This is a genomic window from Mycobacterium sp., assembly GCF_049683355.1.
In the GTDB taxonomy this organism is placed as follows: Bacteria; Actinomycetota; Actinomycetes; order Mycobacteriales; family Mycobacteriaceae; genus Mycobacterium.
The window spans coordinates 1-19,065 of record NZ_JBAUJB010000226.1 but is presented as its reverse complement, the minus strand read 5'-3'; the positions used below and the strand labels follow the sequence as shown (position 1 = coordinate 19,065).

The 19,065-nt window shown below is 67.9% G+C and carries 21 protein-coding genes and 2 pseudogenes; 5 read left to right on the top strand and 18 right to left on the bottom strand.

What is annotated here, in order from left to right:
* From rpsC to WA944_RS13665, 9 genes are all read right to left on the bottom strand, one after another.
* Positions 1-736 (bottom strand): 30S ribosomal protein S3 (rpsC, locus tag WA944_RS13705; RefSeq protein ID WP_526374898.1); only part of this gene is annotated, 736 nt, incomplete at its 3' end.
* A complete protein-coding gene (gene rplV, locus WA944_RS13700) occupies positions 736-1,269 on the bottom strand; it encodes a 50S ribosomal protein L22 (RefSeq protein WP_526374896.1) in 534 nt (177 codons plus the stop codon). The genes rplV and rpsC, both read right to left, overlap by 1 nt.
* Positions 1,270-1,277: 8 nt before the next feature.
* Entirely contained in the window at positions 1,278-1,559 is a 282-nt protein-coding gene (gene rpsS / locus WA944_RS13695; RefSeq protein ID WP_011739061.1) for a 30S ribosomal protein S19, read from the bottom strand.
* Between the two features lie 11 nt (positions 1,560-1,570).
* A complete protein-coding gene (gene rplB, locus WA944_RS13690) occupies positions 1,571-2,407 on the bottom strand; it encodes a 50S ribosomal protein L2 (protein ID WP_526608891.1) in 837 nt (278 codons plus the stop codon).
* 38 nt (positions 2,408-2,445) lie between these two features.
* Positions 2,446-2,748: a 50S ribosomal protein L23 gene (rplW, locus tag WA944_RS13685; RefSeq protein ID WP_526371743.1), complete on the bottom strand. Its 303-nt coding sequence runs from the start codon at positions 2,746-2,748 to the stop codon at positions 2,446-2,448.
* Entirely contained in the window at positions 2,748-3,395 is a 648-nt protein-coding gene (gene rplD / locus WA944_RS13680) for a 50S ribosomal protein L4 (RefSeq protein WP_526371745.1), read from the bottom strand. Before rplD ends, rplW begins: the two co-directional genes overlap by 1 nt.
* A 2-nt stretch (positions 3,396-3,397) precedes the next feature.
* The gene (gene rplC / locus WA944_RS13675; protein WP_163888374.1) at positions 3,398-4,051 is read right to left on the bottom strand and encodes a 50S ribosomal protein L3; all 654 of its coding nucleotides are present in this window, start codon (positions 4,049-4,051) and stop codon (positions 3,398-3,400) included.
* Between the two features lie 23 nt (positions 4,052-4,074).
* Complete coding sequence (gene rpsJ, locus WA944_RS13670) at positions 4,075-4,380, bottom strand: 30S ribosomal protein S10 (protein ID WP_003883485.1); 306 nt, start codon at positions 4,378-4,380, stop codon at positions 4,075-4,077.
* Positions 4,381-4,665: 285 nt separating this feature from the next.
* A complete protein-coding gene (locus tag WA944_RS13665; RefSeq protein ID WP_526375727.1) occupies positions 4,666-6,213 on the bottom strand; it encodes a carboxylesterase/lipase family protein in 1,548 nt (515 codons plus the stop codon).
* A gap of 169 nt (positions 6,214-6,382) precedes the next feature.
* Here WA944_RS13665 and WA944_RS13660 point away from each other — a divergent pair.
* Positions 6,383-7,500: pseudogene (locus tag WA944_RS13660) on the top strand (cytochrome P450).
* 1 nt (position 7,501) lies between these two features.
* On the opposite strand, the gene WA944_RS13655 reads toward WA944_RS13660, so the two are convergent.
* Complete coding sequence (locus tag WA944_RS13655; protein ID WP_526375721.1) at positions 7,502-8,116, bottom strand: TetR/AcrR family transcriptional regulator; 615 nt, start codon at positions 8,114-8,116, stop codon at positions 7,502-7,504.
* An 89-nt stretch (positions 8,117-8,205) separates the two neighbouring features.
* On the opposite strand from WA944_RS13655, the gene WA944_RS13650 reads away from it, so the two are divergent.
* Positions 8,206-9,783: an MFS transporter gene (locus WA944_RS13650; RefSeq protein WP_526375719.1), complete on the top strand. Its 1,578-nt coding sequence runs from the start codon at positions 8,206-8,208 to the stop codon at positions 9,781-9,783.
* On the opposite strand, the gene mftG is transcribed toward WA944_RS13650, so the two are convergent.
* The 7 genes from mftG to mftA form a co-directional block, all read right to left on the bottom strand.
* Positions 9,767-11,200: a mycofactocin dehydrogenase MftG gene (gene mftG, locus WA944_RS13645; RefSeq protein WP_526647043.1), complete on the bottom strand. Its 1,434-nt coding sequence runs from the start codon at positions 11,198-11,200 to the stop codon at positions 9,767-9,769. The two genes, WA944_RS13650 and mftG, sit on opposite strands and share 17 nt — an antisense overlap.
* 11 nt (positions 11,201-11,211) lie before the next feature.
* Positions 11,212-12,627, bottom strand: a complete 1,416-nt coding sequence (gene mftF / locus WA944_RS13640) for a mycofactocin biosynthesis glycosyltransferase MftF (protein ID WP_526375715.1) — start codon at positions 12,625-12,627, stop codon at positions 11,212-11,214.
* On the bottom strand, positions 12,624-13,367 hold the full coding sequence (gene mftE / locus WA944_RS13635; RefSeq protein ID WP_526375725.1) for a mycofactocin biosynthesis peptidyl-dipeptidase MftE: 744 nt from the start codon (positions 13,365-13,367) through the stop codon (positions 12,624-12,626). The genes mftF and mftE overlap by 4 nt, the downstream gene beginning before the upstream one ends.
* A 111-nt stretch (positions 13,368-13,478) precedes the next feature.
* Positions 13,479-14,654 carry a pre-mycofactocin synthase MftD gene (gene mftD, locus WA944_RS13630; RefSeq protein WP_526375713.1) on the bottom strand — a complete coding sequence of 392 codons (1,176 nt, stop codon included), beginning with the start codon at positions 14,652-14,654 and terminating at the stop codon, positions 13,479-13,481.
* A gap of 3 nt (positions 14,655-14,657) precedes the next feature.
* On the bottom strand, positions 14,658-15,851 hold the full coding sequence (gene mftC, locus WA944_RS13625; RefSeq protein WP_526375723.1) for a mycofactocin radical SAM maturase: 1,194 nt from the start codon (positions 15,849-15,851) through the stop codon (positions 14,658-14,660).
* Between the two features lie 29 nt (positions 15,852-15,880).
* Positions 15,881-16,165, bottom strand: coding sequence for a mycofactocin biosynthesis chaperone MftB (gene mftB, locus WA944_RS13620; RefSeq protein ID WP_526375711.1), 285 nt, complete (start codon positions 16,163-16,165; stop codon positions 15,881-15,883).
* A 14-nt stretch (positions 16,166-16,179) separates the two neighbouring features.
* A complete protein-coding gene (gene mftA, locus WA944_RS13615; protein WP_526375709.1) occupies positions 16,180-16,272 on the bottom strand; it encodes a mycofactocin precursor MftA in 93 nt (30 codons plus the stop codon).
* A gap of 86 nt (positions 16,273-16,358) precedes the next feature.
* Here mftA and mftR point away from each other — a divergent pair, with 86 nt between their 5' ends.
* From mftR to WA944_RS13600, 3 genes are read left to right on the top strand one after another with little or no spacing between them, the layout of a single operon-like run.
* Positions 16,359-17,003, top strand: a complete 645-nt coding sequence (gene mftR, locus WA944_RS13610) for a mycofactocin system transcriptional regulator MftR (RefSeq protein ID WP_526375707.1) — start codon at positions 16,359-16,361, stop codon at positions 17,001-17,003.
* Between the two features lie 4 nt (positions 17,004-17,007).
* Entirely contained in the window at positions 17,008-17,532 is a 525-nt protein-coding gene (locus WA944_RS13605) for an RNA polymerase sigma factor (protein ID WP_526375705.1), read from the top strand.
* Positions 17,529-18,818, top strand: a complete 1,290-nt coding sequence (locus WA944_RS13600; RefSeq protein ID WP_526608899.1) for a VOC family protein — start codon at positions 17,529-17,531, stop codon at positions 18,816-18,818. Before WA944_RS13605 ends, WA944_RS13600 begins: the two co-directional genes overlap by 4 nt.
* On the opposite strand, the pseudogene WA944_RS13595 reads toward WA944_RS13600, so the two are convergent.
* Positions 18,800-19,065 (bottom strand): annotated as a pseudogene (locus tag WA944_RS13595) (hypothetical protein); the annotation flags it as partial. The gene WA944_RS13600 and the pseudogene WA944_RS13595 overlap by 19 nt on opposite strands.

Below are 19,065 nucleotides of genomic sequence, written 5' to 3'. Positions count from 1 at the left end.
TCGCGGTGGTGCCCGAGGCGCCACTGCGACGCGGGCGGGTGCCCGTCGGACGCTCGCGACGCGGACGGTCTGCACCCGCGGGCGCGGACGCGATCTGCTCACGCTTGCCACCGACGATGTCGCCCTTGTAGATCCACACCTTCACACCGATCCGGCCGAAGGTGGTCTTGGCCTCGTACAGGCCGTAGTCGATGTCCGCGCGCAGCGTGTGCAGCGGCACCCGACCTTCACGGTAGAACTCCGAGCGGCTCATCTCGGCGCCGCCGAGGCGGCCCGAGCACTGCACGCGGATGCCCTTGACGTTGGGCTGACGCATCGCGGACTGGATCGCCTTGCGCATCGCGCGGCGGAACGCCACACGGTTGCTGAGCTGCTCGGCGACACCCTGGGCCACCAACTGCGCCACCGACTCGGGGTTCTTCACCTCGAGGATGTTGAGCTGGACCTGCTTTTTGGTCAGCTTCTCCAGGTCGCCGCGAATGCGGTCGGCCTCGGTGCCGCGGCGGCCGATCACGATGCCAGGACGCGCGGTGTGGATGTCCACCCGGACACGGTCACGGGTGCGCTCGATCTCCACATCGGCGATCCCGGCGCGCTCCAGGCCGGTGGACAGCAGCTTGCGGATGGCCACATCTTCCTTGATGTAGTCGGCGTACTGCTTGTCGGCGTACCAGCGGGACTTCCAGTCGGTGGTGATACCGAGTCGGAAGCCGTGCGGGTTGATCTTCTGGCCCACTACTGCGAGCCTCCCTTCGCTTCGCTAGAAGCCTCAGTCGATGATGTCGCCGCCGGAGCGGCTCCGGAAGTCGTCGTAGGGGCCGCCTTCTTCGAGGTCGCCGCCTTGCTGCCCTGCGCGCGCCGCGACCGACTGGACGCCGAAGCCTTGTCGCCACCCTTGCGGGGCGGACGGCTCTCGACGATCACCGTGATGTGGCTGGTGCGCTTGCGGATCCGGAACGCACGACCCTGTGCGCGCGGCCGGATGCGCTTGGCGGTGGGACCCTCGTCGGCATGGATGGTCGCGACCACCAGGGTGGCCGGATCAAGGCCGTCGTTGTTCTGCGCGTTGGCCGCGGCGCTGGCGATCACCTTGGCGACCGGGTCACTGGCCGACTGCGGTGCCCACCGCAGGATGTCGAGGGCTTCCTCGACGCTCTTGCCGCGGACCAGATCGATGACGCGCCGCGCCTTGCTGGCCGAGACACGGACGAACCGTGCCTTCGCCTGCGCTGACGGATACTCGAGCGGAGTCTTTGTCGGGGTGCTCATCGGGGTGGTCATCGCCTCTTGCTCTTCCGGTCATCCTTGATGTGACCCTTGAAGGTGCGGGTGGGTGCGAACTCGCCCAGCTTGTGTCCGACCATCGACTCGGTGACGAACACCGGGACATGCTTGCGACCGTCGTGGACGGCGAAGGTGTGCCCGATGAAGTCCGGGATGATGGTGGAGCGGCGGGACCAGGTCTTGATGACCTGCTTGGTGTTCTTCTCGTTCTGGACGTCGACCTTCTTCAGGAGATGGTCGTCGACGAACGGGCCCTTCTTCAGGCTGCGTGGCATCGCTACTTCTCCTAGCGCTTCTTGCCGGTGCGCCGGCGGCGGACGATGAGCTTGTCGCTCTGCTTCTTGGGCTTGCGGGTACGGCCCTCGGGCTTGCCCCACGGGCTCACCGGGTGACGGCCACCGGAGGTCTTGCCCTCACCACCGCCGTGCGGGTGGTCGACCGGGTTCATCACGACACCACGGACGGTGGGGCGCTTGCCCTTCCACCGCATCCGGCCGGCCTTGCCCCAGTTGATGTTGGCCTGCTCGGCGTTGCCGACCTCGCCGACGGTGGCGCGGCAGCGCACGTCGACGCGCCGGATCTCGCCGGACGGCATACGCAGCGAGGCGTAGCTGCCCTCCTTGCCGAGCAGCTGGATGCTGACACCGGCCGACCGGGCGAGCTTGGCGCCACCACCGGGCCGCAACTCCACAGCGTGGATCACGGTGCCCGCCGGGATGTTGCGCAGCGGCAGATTGTTTCCGGGCTTGATGTCGGCGTTGGCGCCCGACTCGACGACCGCGCCCTGCTTGAGGCCCGCCGGCGCGATGATGTAGCGCTTCTCACCGTCGAGGAAATGCAGCAGCGCGATGTTCGCGGTGCGGTTCGGGTCGTACTCGATGTGCGCGACCTTGGCGTCGACGCCGTCCTTGTCGTGGCGGCGGAAGTCGATCACCCGGTAGGCACGCTTGTGGCCACCACCCTTGTGACGAGTGGTGATCCGGCCGTGCGCGTTGCGACCGCCCTTGCCGTGCAGCGGGCGAACCAGCGACTTCTCCGGGTGATCGCGGGTGATCTCGGCGAAGTCTGAGACGCTGGAGCCGCGCCGACCCGGGGTCGTCGGCTTGTACTTGCGAATAGCCATGGCTTTTTAAGTCTCTCTAATCTCTTGCCTCTGGCCGGTCAGGCCGGCGCTCCGAACAGGTCGATCGGCTTGCTTCCCGCGGCCAGGGTGACGATCGCGCGCTTGGTGGCTTTGCGCTGGCCGTAGCCGGCGCGGGTGCGCTTGCGCTTGCCCTGGCGATTGGCGGTGTTCACCGAATCGACCTTGACCTTGAAGATCTTCTCGATGGCGATCTTGATCTGGGTCTTGTTCGAATCGGGCGCCACGACGAACGTGTAGACGTTGTCCTCGATCAACCCGTACGACTTCTCGGAGATGACCGGGGCCAAGATGATGTCGCGGGGGTCGGTGACGTTAGCCATCAGGCCGAAACCTCCTCATTGGTGTTCGCGGCGATGTAGGCGTTGAGGGCCTCCACGCTGAACACCACGTCGTCTGCGTTGAGCACGTCGTAGGTGTTGAGCTGATCCGGCGAGATCACATGCACACCAGGAAGATTGCGCACGCTCTTGGTGCCCACCTCGTCGGCGCGGCCGATCACCAAGAGCACCTTCTTGTTCGCGGTCACCGTCTCCAGGAACCCCTTGGCGCTCTTGGTCGACGGCACCTGGCCGGCAACCAGCTCGGTGATCGCGTGGATCCGGTCGTTGCGCGCCCGATCGGAGAGCGCCCCGCGCAGTGCGGCGGCGATCATCTTCTTCGGGGTGCGCTGGCTGTAGTCACGCGGCTGCGGGCCGTGCACGACACCACCACCGGCGAACTGCGGCGCCCTGGTCGAGCCCTGACGGGCGCGGCCGGTGCCCTTCTGGCGGTACGGCTTCTTGCCGCCGCCGCGGACCTCGCCGCGTGTCTTGGTCGAGTGCGTGCCCTGACGCTTGGCGGCCAGCTGGGCGGTGACCACCTGATGCATCAGAGCGATGTTGGGTTCGACGTCGAACAGGGCGGCGGGCAGCTCGACGCTGCCGTCCGTCTTGCCGTCCGGCGTCTTCACTGTGATTTTGAGTGTCATCGTTACTTCTCGCCTCGCTTGATTGCGGTGCGGACAACCACCAGTCCACCGTTGCGCCCGGGGATGGCGCCCTTGATCAGCAGCACGCCCTTCTCGGCGTCGACCTTGTGCACCTTGAGGTTCTGCGTGGTGACACGGTCGCTACCCATCCGGCCCGACATCCGGGTGCCCTTGAACACCCGGCCGGGGGTGGCGCAGCCACCGATCGAGCCGGGCCGACGGTGCACTGCCTGGGCGCCGTGGCTGGCGCCCTGGCCCTTGAAGCCGTGACGCTTCATCGTGCCCGCGAAGCCTTTGCCCTTGGAGGTGCCTGTCACATCGACGTAGGCGCCGTCCGCGAAGATCTCCGCGGTCAGCTCCTGGCCGACCTCGTACTCGCCGGCCGCTGCCTCGTCGTCGAGCCGGAACTCGGCGAGATGACGGCGCGGGTTCACTCCCGCGGCGGCGTACTGACCGGTGACCGGCTTGTTCACCTTGCGCGGGCTGATCTCGCCGTAGGCGAGCTGCACGGCGCTGTAGCCGTCGCGCTCGGGGGTGCGGATGCGGGTCACCACGTTGGGGCCGGCCTTGACGACCGTGACTGGGACGACCTTGTTGTTCTCGTCGAACACCTGCGTCATGCCCAGCTTGGTGCCCAGAATGCCTTTGCGTGCCATGTTCTGGATATCTCCTGGGATGCCTATTGGATATTGACGTCGACGCTGGCCGGGAGATCGATGCGCATGAGGGCGTCGACCGTCTTCGGCGTGGGATCGAGGATGTCGATCAACCGCTTGTGGGTGCGCATCTCGAAGTGCTCCCGCGAGTCCTTGTACTTGTGCGGGGACCGGATGACGCAGTACACGTTCTTCTCGGTCGGCAGCGGCACCGGGCCGACCACGCTGGCTCCCGTCCGGGTGACCGTCTCGACGATCTTGCGCGCTGAGGCATCGATCGCCTCATGGTCGTAGGCCTTCAGCCTGATGCGGATCTTTTGTCCCGCCACGCTTCTCCTACCTCACTACTAACGGACCCGAACTCGGGCCTGGCTGTGCCGCCGCTGTTTACCTGTCTGTGGTCCACCGACCCCCGCGGTCGGGTGTGTCGCCCGCACGCACGCTCGTTCGCGTCGGAAAACCCGTCACGATCGAGGTTGGGACCGGATGCGCCCGCGAGGGCGCTGGTCGCATGCCCGGCCAGGCGAACCCGGCTCAAGGCAACCCGAACAGTATGCCTGACGAACCTGGCCTGCTCCAAATCTCCGCAGGAGGCCGCGACGTGCAGAACCAACCTACTCGAGACCGGCCCAGAACGGGCACTGGTGGATCTGGCCGAAGTCGTCGAACACCCTGACGTCTCCGGGCGCCAGCGACAACCGCGGACCCGGGGCGGGGCCTCCCCCCAGCGCCGGCCACTCGGGCGAGCCGGCGCGGTCGGGCGCACCGGTCCTGACGAACGCGCTCCAGTAGTCGATCATCTGGTCCGCCAATGCCCGCTGGGCGGGATCCAACGGAGCCACGCCGTCGACGTCGAACAGGTAGCGCAGCTCCAGCGAATGACTGGCCCCGACCGGGAACGGCAGGGTTCGGAAGGGCTCCGGCGCGGGGGCCTGCGGGTCGTTGAACTCATAGGCGTACACCGGGCCGTGCTGCGCCAGGTCCTCGCCGATGCGCTCGTCCACGCAGGCGAACTCGCCGTCGGTGACGGCCGCCGAGTACGCCAGCGGGGCGCTCCCGCCGTAGCGCTCCAGCGGGTAGCGCTGCGCCACCGCGGCGGCGTTGGGGCCGAACGTGGCGGTCAGGACGTCCGGATACTCGGCGGGCAGCAGTTCTTCGCCCCGCAGGTACTCCAGCGCCATGAACAGCGTGAACTCGTCGCGATTCGTACCGATCGCGACGGGCACCCGCGCCGCCTCGCCGTCGACGAACGCCGTCATCGGATCCCTCGGCAGCAGCGTGCTTCCGGTGACCGGCCCGCTCAGCGCGTCGTCTCCGATGCGGAAGTACCGCACCGGTTCCCGCAACTTGTCGGCGGGCAGCGCCCGCAGGCATCCGGCCGCGACTGCCGGATCGACACAGCCGACGCCGCGCGCGTAGTCGATGCTGATGCGCTCGGCCTCCGGCAGCGCGAGCTGGGCCTGACAGGGTCCGCTCTGGATGATGGCGGCGTCGAACAGCCCCGCTGAACCCGGGGCCACCAGGTGATCGCACACCGACATGCCGCCGGCGGACTCCCCCGCCACGGTGACCTTGCCGGGATCACCGCCGAACTGCGCGATGTTGTCCCGCACCCACCGCAGCGCGGCCTGTTGGTCGGCCAGTCCGTAGTTGCCCACCGCGCCGGCGGGACCGAGCGCCGGGTGCGCCAGAAAGCCCAGCGTGCCCAGCCGGTAGTTGATGGTGACGACGACGATGTCACCACGCGCGACGAGGCGCTGCGCGTCGTAGACCGAACCGCTGCCGTTGACGAACGCACCCCCGTGGATCCACACCATCACCGGCCGCGGCGGTGCCGGATCCTGGGCGGCCGCCGGGGTCCACACGTGCAGGTTGAGGCAGTCCTCATCGGTCTGGCGTCCGAACTCGACGCCACCGTCGAGGTCCTGCAGGCAGCGCGGGCCGAACGCGGTGGCGTCCCGTACCCCGTCCCACCTCTGCGCCGGCTGCGGTAGCTGCCAGCGGAGCTCCCCGACGGGCGGTGCGGCGTAGGGAATGCCGGCGAAGAGGCGATGGTCCGCTCCGACGACGCCGCGCACCGTCCCCGATGCGGTCTGCACCAGCGACGGATCAGCGGACGTCGGCGCCGGTTCGTCCCGCCCCCGGGCGCACCCGGCTGCCATCGCCGCGGCCACCAGGACGCACACGACGCGGCAGAGAACCGAGGTGGGCGCCACGAGATCCGAGCTTACGGTGGTGAGGACACGCACCTCTTCCCCTGCGTGGCGTCCGTCACATAGACTGCCGACTTGACACCCGTCAAGTCTTTCCGCAGCCTCACGAGGAGACCGCATGAGCACTTCGGCAATGGACGTGCACCAGGACAGTGCCGCCAATGTCCTGGCCGATCCGACGGCCTACGCCGATGACGCCCGCCTGCACGCAGCGCTCACCCACCTGCGGGCGAACCAGCCGGTCGCGTGGGTGGACAATCCGCCGTACCGCCCGTTCTGGGCGATCACCAGGCACGCCGACATCATGGCCATCGAGCGCGACAACAACCTGTTCGTCAGCGGCCCACGCCCGCTGCTGATGCCGGCCGAGGGCGACGACGTGATGAAGCAGCAGTAAGATGCGGGCATCGGCCTGCGCACGTTGATCCACATGGACGACCCGCACCATCGCGACGTCCGCAAGATCGGTGCGGACTGGTTCCGGCCCAAGGCGCTGCGTGACCTGAAGGTCCGCGTGGACGAGCATTACCCGCTCTACGTGATCCTTTCGCTGCTCGGCCTGCCCGAGGACGACTTTCCCCGGATGCTCAAGCTGACCCAGGAGATGTTCGGCGGCGACGACACCGAGCACAAGCGCGGCGAGGGCACCACCGACGACCTGGCCTCGGCGATCGCCAACGGCACAATCAACGGCGAGCCGCTTTCGGACATGGACACCGTGTCGTACTACGTGATCGTCGCCAGCGCGGGCCACGACACCACCAAGGACGCCATCTCCGGCGGGTTGCGCGCGCTCATCGACAACCCGGATCAGCTGGCACGACTGCGCGGCGACATGAGCCTGATGGGCACTGCGGTAGAGGAGATGATCCGCTGGACCACACCGGTCAAGGAGTTCATGCGCACCGCCCCACCGCCCCCACCGAGGTCCGTGGCGTGCCGATCGCCGAGGGCGATTCGGTGTACCTGGCCTACGTGTCGGCCAACCGCGACGAGGAGGTCTTCACCGACCCGTTCCGCTTCGACGTCGGCCGGGACCCGAACAAGCACCTGGCCTTCGGGTACGGGGTGCACTTCTGCCTCGGTGCGGCGCTGGCGCGAATGGAGATGAACAGCCTCTTCACCGAGTTGCTGCCCCGCCCGGACACCATCGAACTGGCGGGTGAGCCCGAATTATCCGCCACCACGTTCGTAGGCGGTCTCAAGCATCTGCCGATCCGCTATTCGCTGCGCTGACCTACCGGTCCTTGGCGAACGTCGCCAGGAAGCCGTCGACGGCCGCAGTCGCCACCGCTCGGTAGTCGAAGTCGACCAACGTGCTGATCCGGCCGAACGCAAGCGGACCGATCAGCAGGGCGAACGCCATCGTCCGGTCGACAGGGCCGAGTTCCGCGGCAGCCTGTGGTCCGTCGAAGAGCGCGTCGAACGGCGCGGAATACTGCTCGGCGATCCGTTCCCGTAGCGACATCACCTCCTGACTGCCCGCCTGCCCGGCGTTCGGCACCACAGCCATGTCGGGTCCCAGCGAGAGCCACGCCATCGCAGTCAACGTGGTCGGCGCCTCGGCGATCGATTCGGCCCATTCGACCACGATCGCGATCAGCCGCTCCCGCAGGCTGCCACGGTCGGGGGGCATCGGCGGCGGCGGGATGAGCCTCATGAACGCCGCTGCCAGAAGGTCGTTCGCGCTGGGGAAATGACGGTAGAGGGTGGCCCGGGCCACGTTGGCGCTGCGCGTCACGGCGTCGACGGTCACCGCGCCGGGTCCGCCCTCACGGAGCAGCGCCGTCGCGGCGTCGAGCAGCCGAGCCCGTGAGCGGGCCGGCCGCGGATCCCCACTTGCCGCGGGCATCGTTTCCCTCACCTCCCGAACGGGTGCGAGACTATCGATCTCTGAACGAGACTGATAGTCTCAAAAATATCCGTGCCCAAGGAGGCGACGTGGTCGACACCCTCGACGAGTCCAGCCAGGATATCGACGGCGAGACCACCAGCCTCTCCCCGCGCAGAAGAACCTGGTTGCTGGCGGTCGCCTGCGCCGACGTCATCCTGGTCATCGCGTCGATGGTCGCGCTCAACGCCGCACTGCCCGACCTCGCGGTGGAGACGTCGGCGTCCCAGACGCAACTGACGTGGGTGATCGACGGCTACACGCTCGCGCTGGCATGCCTGCTGCTACTCGCCGGGGCCCTCGGCGACCGCTACGGCCGGCGCGGCGCCCTCCTCGCCGGACTGGCCATCTTCGGCGTGGCCTCTCTGGCCCCGGTGGTGTGGGACAGTCCGACGCAGATCGTCGCCGCACGCGCGGCGGCAGGTGTCGGTGCGGCCTTCATCATGCCGGCGACACTGTCGCTGCTCACCGCCGCGTTTCCGAAGTCCGAACGCAACAAGGCCGTGGGGATCTGGGCGGGTGTGGCCGGTTCCGCGGCGATCATCGGATTCCTGGGCACCGGGACGCTGCTGCACTACTTCCCATGGCAGTCGATCTTCTGGGCCTTCGGCGCAGCCGCAGTCATCCTGTTCGGGCTCACCTGCACCGTCGGGTCGTCGCGCGACGAAACCGGCGCGCCGGTCGACTGGCTCGGCGGCGGACTCATCGGCGCGGCGATCGCGGTGTTCGTGCTCGGGGTGATCGAGGCTCCCCACCGCGGGTGGACCGACCCCGTCGTCCTGGCCTGCATGGTGGCCGGGCTGGCGATCGCCGTCGTCTTCACCCGCGTGCAACTACGCCGCACACACCCACTCCTCGATGTCAGGCTCTTCAGACAACCCGGCTTCGCCACCGGCGCCGTCGGCATCACGTTCCTGTTCTTCGCGAACTTCGGATTCTTATTCGTATCAATGCAATACATGCAGCTGGTGTTGGGCTACAGCCCACTGACGACCGCGTTCGCGTTGACGCCGCTGGTGTTTCCGGTGCTGATCCTCAGCGCCACGGTGCATCTCTATCTGCCCAGGCTCGGGCTGCGGACGGTGGTGACCGGCGGATTGCTGATGTTGGCGGTCGGGTTGTTCTGCATGCGCACTCTGGGAACGGACTCGTCGTACCTGGATCTGGCCTGGCCACTGCTCATCATGGCCTCGGGTATCGGGCTGTGCACGGCGCCAACGACTTCGGCGATCATGGGAGCGGTCCCGGACGAGAAGCAGGGGGTGGCCTCCGCGGTCAACGACGCCACCCGTGAGATCGGCGCGGCACTCGGCATCGCCGTGGCGGGCTCGGTCCTCGCCGCGGGCTACCAGCACAGCCTGGCACCGAACGTGGGCGCTTTTCCCGAGCAGACCCGCCAGGCTGCATCCGAGTCGCTGGCCTACGCGCTGTCGGTCGCCGACCAGATGGGCCCGATGGGCGCGGACCTGGCGGGCATCGCCGAGTCCGCGTTCCTGCACGCGATGGACCAGGCGGTTATGTTGCTCTCCGCGGTGATGGTCGTCGCGGCCGCATTCGTCGCGGTGTGGTCACCCGGTCGGGACGGTCGGCAGTCACGTCCGATCCGCAAGCTCACCTCGCCGCGATGAACTCCGCCGCGCGGTGACCCACCATCACGATGGTCGCGTGCGGCCCTCGACTGGTGATCGCGGGCAGTATCGATCCGTCGACCACCCACAGGCCTTCGACACCGAACACCCGACACCGGGAGTCGACCACTGCGGCTGGGTCACCGTCCCTGCCCATTCGGGCGCTACCGCACAGGTGCTGCGATGTGGCCCAGGCCGCATCGGACCGGGTTGTGTCACCGGCGATTTCGCGTACCAGCTCGAATCCCGCCCGCAACAACTCGACGTCGGCAGCCTGACTGTCGTAGCGATGCTCGATCACCGGGGCGACGTCGGGCTCGGCGGACGTCAGCGTGATCCGGCCCCGCGACCGGGGACGCATCAGCGCCACCCCGAGGTGCGGGCGATCGGTCGGGTCGTCGCGCCGGCCGTCCGTCATGGCGGCGAAACCAGCGGTGTACGGTCTGATCTCCAACCCGCCCGGAGTCGTCAGGACGGCCTCCAGCGGCGGTACCCCGTGTGTCGGCCGCCAGCTCACCGGCAGCACCCACTCGGGATGGTCGACGGTGTCGACACCCACCGGCAGATCGACCTGGACAGGCACCCCGACGGCCTGCAGCAGCTGCGCCGGCCCCACTCCCGAGATCATCAGCAACTGTGCGGTCGCGATCGCCCCGGCGGACAGCACGACCCGGTCGGCGGTCAGGACCAGCGCGCCGTCAGGTCCGACACAGTCGGCGCCGACGGCCCGCCCTCGGTCCATCCGGATCCTCCGGACCCGGGTGTCGGTCAGCACCGTCAGGTTCGGACGGGACGAGGCCGGCTGCAGGAATGCGCCCCCGGGACCCACCCGGGCGCCGCGGTCGATGTTCAGCGGCAGCGCACCCACCCCGGCCGGCAGCGCGGCGTCCGGTGCCGAGCCATTGAGGTCGTCGATCCAGCCGAAACCCGCCGCCCGTGCCGATTCGACGAATGATGCTGTACAGCCGTCGAATTCGGTGACACGACGCACAGTGACCGGTCCGGTCGAGCCATGCAGCGGACCGCCGAAGTCGAGATCGTTCTCGATGGCGATAAAGTGTGGCAGCACGTCGTCCCAAGACCATCCGTCGAGTGCCCACCCGGCGATATCGGAGGGCAGCGCCCGGCAGAAGTACCCGCCGTTGACAGCTCCCGAGCCGCCCACCACCGCACCGCGCATGATCTGCGCGTGGCGCACAGGATTGTCGGTGAGGGTTGTCGAATAGCGCCGTACCACCGAGCTCGCCGTCCCGATCGGGAGGCGAAGAGCGTCGGAGATCTGGCTGCGCACCCTCGTGTCCGAGGGCCCGGGACCGGCTTCGACGACGGTCACGCGGCAGCGTTCGTCCCGGGAAAGGCGTTCGGCCAGGACCGATCCCGCGCTGCCCGCGCCGAGGATCAGGATGTCACTACGCAACGCGCAGCGCTTCAGGTCCGGATCTGCGGCTTGAGCGCGCCTGCGTGCCGCTCTCGCACGACACCGCCCCACAGCCCCAGACCGTAGGCGATGTCGTCGAGGCGCTTGAGCAGGATGTAGGTCAGCAGCCCCATCCGTTTGGTCTCGTCGTCGTCAGCGTTGCCGTTACGGGTCATCCAGTCGAAGACGCCGTCCAGCACCGCGGCCACCACCACCACCTGCCGGCACCGGCGCGAGAGCACCGCCGCGATCAGCGCCAGCGGCCAGTAGTGTCTGCAGATCGCGGACGCCAATTGCAGGGCGGCCGACCACAACCCGTGGGCGGCGACCACGGCGACCTCGATCGGCTCGGTCTGCACGCTGGACAACGACTTGGCGATCCGGTGACCGGTGATGGCCGCGACAGCTGCCGAGCCCAGGTAGCCGAGGCTGGAGCCGATCGCGGCGAGCAGCCACACCACCAGCGTCCACCCCGAGATCACCAGCGGAGCCGTCTTGCCTGGGTGCCGAATCGCCAGGGGCGCCGCGGACCCGCCGTAGAAACACTTGCGGGCCAGCCACTTTCGTAACTCGGTGCGGTGATCGTGGGCCACCATCGCGATCGGTTCGTACCGCAGCCGGGCACCCGCCTCGTTCAGCCGCCAGCACAGGTCGACGTCCTCACCGGACTCGAGCGACTCGTCGAAGCCACCGACCTCGAGCAGGCCGCGACGGCGGCAGATGATCGCGGCACTGGGGACGTAGGACACCGTGCCGAACGGGACCACCGGCGCCTCCCGCAGCCCCAGGTCGAGCGACGAGCGCACCGCCTCGTAGCGCGCCACCACGCTGTCGGATGGCCGCAACGCGACGATCCGCGGCGCGACCAGAGCGACGGCGGGATCGCAGAAATGCCCGAGCAGTGCCTCCAGCCACCCGCGGCGGGGCACCACATCGGAGTCGAGAAAAGCGACGAAGTCGGTGTCGCAGGACCTCAGACCGAGGTTGCGCGCGGCGGCAGGCCCCTTGCTGCGGGAGTGCCGCAGGATCCGCACGTCACAGTGCACGGCGTGGAAATCCGATTGGAGCACCGGCGTCGTCGACCCGTCGTCGACGATGATGACCCGCAGACCTCGCAACGCCAGCAGCAGCCGAGAGAGTCCGGATATGTTGTCCCGCACCGGAATCACGACAGTCACGTCCCGGTGCGACGGTCCGGTCAGAGGTCGCGGGTGGGCGACGGTGGCGTCCAAGAGCGTGCGGGCCAGCTGCGCGCTGACGGCATCGTGTACCTCGAGCCTGCCCCCGTTGAGCATCGTCTGCGCGGACGGCGCCAACCGGAGCAGACGGGTGGGCGAACCGCCGAGCAGCGCCGCACCCTCACCGAGCACCCGCACCCGTCGGTCGACCTGGACGGCGAACCCGTCGGGCAGCCGCGGCCCGCTCATGTCAGCATCCCCTCATGGTCGGGCGCCCACCGGATGATCCTTCCCTGACACCCGTCAACCATCTCGGCAAAGATCTTCCCGCCCTCCTCCGCAGTCGCCGTGGTCGGGTCTCCCAGCACCCCCAGCGAACTGACGGCAGCAACTCCCCCACGCAGCATTTCGGGCATCAGCTCGGACAACGGAGCCCGGTTTCCCGGCACCCGTTCATCCTCCCTGACAGCCCCCGGCGAAATATGTAGCAATACAGATGTTTCGGTGTGGCCGGCGTGGGCGTCGGCGTTGCTGGCACTGCAGGAGCACCACCCCACGTCGCGGCCTTCGAACCGTAACAGTCCGGCCGCGCGGCGCAACGCCTCGACGTTGCCGCCGTGGCCGTTGACAAAGACGATGCGCGAAGCCCACCGGCAGGCGGATCGGGCGAACTCCACGAGCAGTTCCGCCAGTACAGGTGTGCCAATCGAGACAGTGCCGGGAAAGCCCTCGTGCTCTCCGCTGGCGCCGTAACCGATGGTCGGGGCGACCAGCCAGCTGCATTCATTCCCGGCGCCGAGACGCACAGCTAGGGCTTCTGCGACCGCGGTCGCGATGCGGGTGTCGGTGTCCAGCGGCAGATGGGGTCCATGCTGCTCGGTGGAACCTACCGGGACGACCAGCGCGGGCGACGTGTGGTGCAGCTGCCTCGACGTTGAGTTCCCGAGCTTGCTGGGGAATGCCACGCGACGATGGTAGGCCGAATTCACCTGGTGTGCGCCAATTGTTGGCGCATGCGTGGCAATTAATTTCCGGGGTTCCGGCCCCGCCATCCGCGCCGGGTTCACGCCAGCCCCCTGCGCCACGCCCGTACCAGGCGTTCAGACCCCGAGAGTGCGGGTGAAGTCGTCCGGTATCAGAATGTCCTCGCGCGTCAATTCGTGGATGGAAGATTTGCCAAGCCCCATCAATGCCGAGTCGATACCGCCCCGCATGATGTCGAGCACGTTCTCCACACCGGCCTGGCCGTTGGCGGCCAGACCCCACAGATACGCCCGGCCGATCATCACCGCCCTGGCACCCATCGCGACGGCTTTGACCACGTCGCTACCGCGTCGGATCCCACCGTCCAGCAAAACCTCGATCTGGTCGCCCACCGCGTCGGCGATGGCGGGCAGGCACCGAATCGCCGCCGGGGTGCCGTCCAGGTTGTTGCCACCGTGGTTGGACACGGTGATCGCTGAAACGCCTGCATCGACAGCGCGTTTGGCGTCGTCGACACGTACCGTTCCCTTGAGCAGGAACTGCCCGCCCCACTGCTCACGCAGCCAGGCGACGTCCTCCCAGGTGGGCGGTGGGGTGCCCATCCACTGCCCGTAGGCCTCGAAGAAGGTGGGGCCGGCCTCACCGCGTGTGGCCTGATTGGGCACCCGCAGGGCCGGTGGCCGCAGGCCCTTGCCGAAGCTCCACAGCCAGCTCGGCTTGGTCACCACCTCGGGGGACATCCGCACCATGGTGGCGAGGTCCATCTGCTCGGGGATCTTCGGGCTGCCCCAGTCCCGGCCGTGGGAGAAGCTCCAGTCGGTGGTCAGGATCAGACCGACGGCTCCGGCTGCCCTGGCACGCTCCATCCGCGCGAGGATCTCGTCGCGGCTGCCCAGCCAGTAGATCTGGAAGAAGACCTTGTCGTTGACCGCGGTCACTTCCTCCATCGGCTTGCTGGCGAACGACGACAGCCCCATCGCCGTTCCCCGCGCGGCTGCGGCCCGCGCCACCGCCACCTCACCCTCGGGATCGATCGCCTGCACGCCGGTCGGAGAGATGATGACCGGCATCGAAACGTCTTGGCCCATCACCGTTGTCGCCATATCCCGCTTCTCGGTGGCACCGATGACATGGGGTGCGAAGCCCAGCTGCGCGAACGACTCGACGTTGTCGGAGACCGTCACGCCCTTCTCGCTGGCGGACACCAGCGACAGGTACGCGGACTTGGGCAGCCGCTTCTTGGCCCGCTGCTGGGCGATGGCGACGGTTTCGAACCATTTGTCACGTGCCATGGGTTACACAGGACTCTCGTTGCAGAATTTCTTGGGCGGAGCGCTCAGCAGGGTGAGCGGGACGGGACCCGACGGCTTCTTGCGGTTCCCGGTGCGGGAATGGTCGACGCTGGACTTGGGCTTGTCCCGCTCGCGGGCCAGGGCCGGTTCACCGTAACCCTGCACACATTCGGGGTCCGGGCCGTCCAGCGGCAATCCGGTGAAGAACTTGGCGGCCATGCAGCCACCGCGGCAACTGTCGTAGTGCCCGCAGCTCCCGCACGCACCGGCCGACTGCGGCTCACGCAGCTCGCGGAACAGCGGGGAGTTCTGCCAGACGTTCTGGAAACCAGCCCCAAAGCCGGTGTCCGACAGCACGTTCCCAGCCAGGAATGTGTCGTGGATGGCGAACGGGCAGGCATAGACATCACCCACCGGATCGATCAGGCAGACCACCCGGCCCGCGCCGCACAGGTTCAGTCCAGCCAGCGCGCCGGGCTCACCCAGCCCCGACAGATGGAAGAACGAGTCACCGGTGAGCACCCGCTCGCCGTTGGCCACCAGCCAGTCGTACAGCTGCACCTGTTGGGCGGGCGTGGGGTGTAGTTCGTCCCACACGTCGGCACCCCGGCCCGACGGCCGCAGCCGGGTGATGCGCAGCGTCGCGCCGTAGGTGTCGGCCAGCGCCTTGAAGTCATCGAGCTGGTCGACGTTGTGGCGGGTCACCACCACGGAGATCTTGGCGTCGGAGAAGCCGGCGTCCCGCAGGTTCTCCAGGGCGCGCATCGCCATCGCGAAGGAGCCGGGACCGCGCACCGCGTCGTTGACCTCCGCGGTCGCACCGTCCAGCGAGATCTGCACGTCGACGTAGTCGCTGGCCGCCAGTTTGGCGGCGACCTCGGGGGTGATCCGGACACCGTTCGTCGAGAATTTCACGCCCACGTGGTGGGCGGTCGCGTAGTCGACGAGTTCCCAGAAGTCCGACCGCACAGTGGGTTCGCCGCCGCCGATGTTCACATAGAACACCTGCATGCGTTCCAGCTCGTCGATGATGTCTTTGCACTGCTCGGTGGACAGCTCGCGCGGGTCCCGTTTGCCCGACGAGGAAAGACAGTGCACGCAGGACAGATTGCAGGCGTAGGTCAACTCCCACGTCAGGCAGATCGGCGCATCGAGACCATGCTCGAACTGATCGACGAGACGGGGCACGGGTTGCATAGCCGGCGCGGGCGCCGATTCAACGGTGGTCATGGGGCCTCCTCGCGCACCAGCATCTGGGACTGTGCCAGCACGCCTAGCGCGTGTATGTAGGGCGCCTGAGCCGCATCGTCGACTCCCGCGGCGCGGCAGGCGGAACGAACGTCGGGGTGATCACTCAGCGAGTTGATCACCTCGACGATCGTCCGGTTCTTCAAGAAAGAGAGCTTGCGCGTACCGAAGTGGTACAGCAGCGCGCCGAAAGGTTCGGGCCGCACCGCCACCTGCGGGTGCAGCCGCCAGCGCAGGTCCGGGTCGAAGCCGGTCTCCGTCATCGGCGCAACCACGGTCAGTAGACCCCGCACATCCCGTCGATCGAGACTTCCTCGACCAGGCTCTCAGTGACCAGCTCTTCGGTTTCCACGTTCTGATTGGGCTCCATTGATCTCACCTTTCTCCGATGCGATCCCCGGATAGGGTCTCGACATTTGTGATCCAAATCGCAACAATATGGCATCGGGTGCCTAAATGGAAGGGCGGATTCCGGTGGACGCAGTGAAGGGGCGCGTGGGCCGGCGGCGATCGACGAGCTGGGAGCACATCAGCGACGTCGCGATCGACCTGTTCATGGCGCGCGGGTTCGACGATGTCAGCGTCGACGACGTCGCGACCGCCGCGGGGATCGCCCGCCGCACGCTGTTCCGGTACTACCCCTCCAAGAGCGCGCTGCCGTGGGGCGATTTCGACGCCCACCTGCACAACATGCGCACGTTGCTGGCCGACTTGGACCCCGACGTGCCCATCCGCGACGCGTTGCGCACCACCCTGCTCGCGTTCAACGAGTTCGACGACCCCGACCGGCACCGCCAACGGATGCGTCTGATCCTGGAAACCGAAGCTTTACAGGCGTATTCGATGACGATGTACGCCGGCTGGCGTGCCGTGGTGGCCGCCTTCGTGGCAGGTCGGATGGGCGTGGCGCCGACGGATCTGGTGCCACAGACGGTGGCGTGGACCATGCTCGGCGTGGCGCTCGCCGCCTACGGGCACTGGCTCGAAGACGAGAAGGCGTCACTGCCCGACGCACTGGGCGATGCGTTCGACATGCTCGCCCCCGGCCTGACCGGTCTGGAAATCGGGGTGTCGGAGTCCGGGCACCAACGGCGACGATAGAGGTGTGAGCGGCGAACCGAATGGTGACAACGCTCCACGAGCACTGCTAGCGCTCTACGACGAAGCTCTGCCGGCCGTATACGGGTACTTCGCCAGGCGCTGTGGTGACCGTGGAACGGCCGAGGACCTGACCTCGGAGACCTTCCTGGCGGCCATGGACGCTGCCAGGAAGGAGACACCGCCACCACTCACGGTGCCGTGGTTGATCGGGGTGGCACGCCACAAACTGGCCGACCACTACCGCAGGCGCCACGACCGGTTCTCGGTCCCGGTGGCCGAGCTGCCCGAGGCGGTTGATCCCGCCGACGGCTGGGACGCCGAACTGGATCGCATCGTCGCGGAACACGTTCTCGCCCGCCTGCCCGAACATCACCGCACGGTGCTGGCACTGCGCTATCTGGACGACTGCTCGGTGCCGGAGTGCGCCGAGCTGATCGGGCGCACCGTCCATGCCACCGAAGCGCTGCTGGTTCGGGCACGCAGAGCGTTCCGGGCGCAGTACCCATCACCGGAAGGAGGGATGTCGTGAACAACCACCACGATCCGCTGGACGCGCTTCGCGGCGCCGACCTTCCGGCGGAGCCGGATCCGGCCTTCGCCGCCCGACTGCGCGCACGCCTTGAGGCAGCCGCGAAATTGTTTGAACAGCAACCAAATCGAACACAAGGAGTGATCATGAGTGGCACCGATACGGCCCTGGCCGAACTGACGCGGCCCGCCGCCACATCCTCGCCGCGGCCCGCCGCGGTCCCCTACCTCGCCGTCCCCGACGCCCGCGCCGCCATCCGCTGGTACACCGACGCCTTCGGCGCCGTACTCGTCGGCGACCCGATCGAAATGGACGACGGCCGCATCGGCCACGCCGAGCTGGCCATCTCCGGCGGGATGTTGTACCTGGCCGACGAGTACCCCGAACTCGGCCTGAAAGCCCCTTCTCCGCAACACGCTTCGGTGAGCCTGATGCTTCCGGTGGCCGATACGGACGAGACGCTCGAGCGGGCCAGAGCGCACGGGGCGGATGTTCAGCGCGAACCATACGAAGACCACGGCACCCGGGGCGCCGCGCTCGTGGATCCGTTCGGACACCGTTGGATGCTCACCGGCCCGACGACCGGGTCGCCCGTTCCGATCCAGCACGGTGACGTCGGTTATGTCTCGGTCTGGACCCCCGACGCCGATCGTGCGGCGGTGTTCTACGGGCGGGTACTCGGCTGGATCTACGACCCCGCGACGCGCATGGTCACCAATACCGGTCAGCGCATCGGGATCTTCTCCGCGGCCGACCGCCACACGCTGTTCTGCTGCTACGCCGTGACCGACCTGGCCGGCGCGCGCGAGAGCATCGTCGGCGCCGGAGGCGCCGTCGACGAGGTCGAGCAGTTCGACTTCGGAACGGTGCTCGGAGCCACCGACCCCCAGGGAAACGAGTTCGCGGTGTTCGAACCGACTCCCGGTCAGCCCCGGCCCGAGCTGAACGGCGGCGGGCACGGCGAGCTGTCCTACATCACCTACCAGGTGCCCGACTCGGACGCATTCAAGGCGTTCTACAGCCGTCTGCTGTTCTGGTCGTTCGAACCGGGACACGTCCAGGACGGCTGGCAGATCTCCCCGACTCACCCGATGGCCGGGGTCGCCGGCGGCACTGACGCACCGGTGACGGTGCCGATGTGGACGGTCGAGGACATCGACGCCGCGGTCGCGCGGGTGCGTGAGGCGGGCGGGTCGGTGATCGGCGAACCGTCACGTCAGCCCTACGGGATGTCGGCGCTGTGCACTGACGACCAGGGAACCCGATTCTATCTCGGGGAGTTCTGAGGAGCCGGGTTATTCTGTGCGCGTTCGGTTTTGATGCGTGCGGCTTCCTCTGCGGCGCGGGTGCGGCGTCGGCGGGGCATCATCATCGACCGGGTAGCGGCGGCCGGCGGGTCCGAGGTGGGTGGTGGGAGGTCGGCAGTGATCAGGTTGGCGGTGGGGAAGAACAGGGTGCTGCCCGGGCGGGTGGTGTACGTGCGTCCGTCGGGGGCTGTCCATGTCACCGTTCCGTCCGGGTACTGCATATCCC

Coding starts and splice junctions, on each gene's coding strand:
- rplV (WP_526374896.1), bottom strand. CDS start 1,269: ATGAGCACCCCGACAAAGACTCCGCTCGAGTATCCGTCAGCGCAGGCG.
- rpsS (WP_011739061.1), bottom strand. CDS start 1,559: ATGCCACGCAGCCTGAAGAAGGGCCCGTTCGTCGACGACCATCTCCTG.
- rplB (WP_526608891.1), bottom strand. CDS start 2,407: ATGGCTATTCGCAAGTACAAGCCGACGACCCCGGGTCGGCGCGGCTCC.
- rplW (WP_526371743.1), bottom strand. CDS start 2,748: ATGGCTAACGTCACCGACCCCCGCGACATCATCTTGGCCCCGGTCATC.
- rplD (WP_526371745.1), bottom strand. CDS start 3,395: ATGACACTCAAAATCACAGTGAAGACGCCGGACGGCAAGACGGACGGC.
- rplC (WP_163888374.1), bottom strand. CDS start 4,051: ATGGCACGCAAAGGCATTCTGGGCACCAAGCTGGGCATGACGCAGGTG.
- WA944_RS13665 (WP_526375727.1), bottom strand. CDS start 6,213: ATGGCAGCCGGGTGCGCCCGGGGGCGGGACGAACCGGCGCCGACGTCC.
- WA944_RS13655 (WP_526375721.1), bottom strand. CDS start 8,116: ATGCCCGCGGCAAGTGGGGATCCGCGGCCGGCCCGCTCACGGGCTCGG.
- mftF (WP_526375715.1), bottom strand. CDS start 12,627: ATGAGCGGGCCGCGGCTGCCCGACGGGTTCGCCGTCCAGGTCGACCGA.
- mftD (WP_526375713.1), bottom strand. CDS start 14,654: ATGGCACGTGACAAATGGTTCGAAACCGTCGCCATCGCCCAGCAGCGG.
- mftC (WP_526375723.1), bottom strand. CDS start 15,851: ATGCAACCCGTGCCCCGTCTCGTCGATCAGTTCGAGCATGGTCTCGAT.
- mftB (WP_526375711.1), bottom strand. CDS start 16,165: ATGACGGAGACCGGCTTCGACCCGGACCTGCGCTGGCGGCTGCACCCG.
- mftA (WP_526375709.1), bottom strand. CDS start 16,272: ATGGAGCCCAATCAGAACGTGGAAACCGAAGAGCTGGTCACTGAGAGC.
- mftR (WP_526375707.1), top strand. CDS start 16,359: ATGGAAGGGCGGATTCCGGTGGACGCAGTGAAGGGGCGCGTGGGCCGG.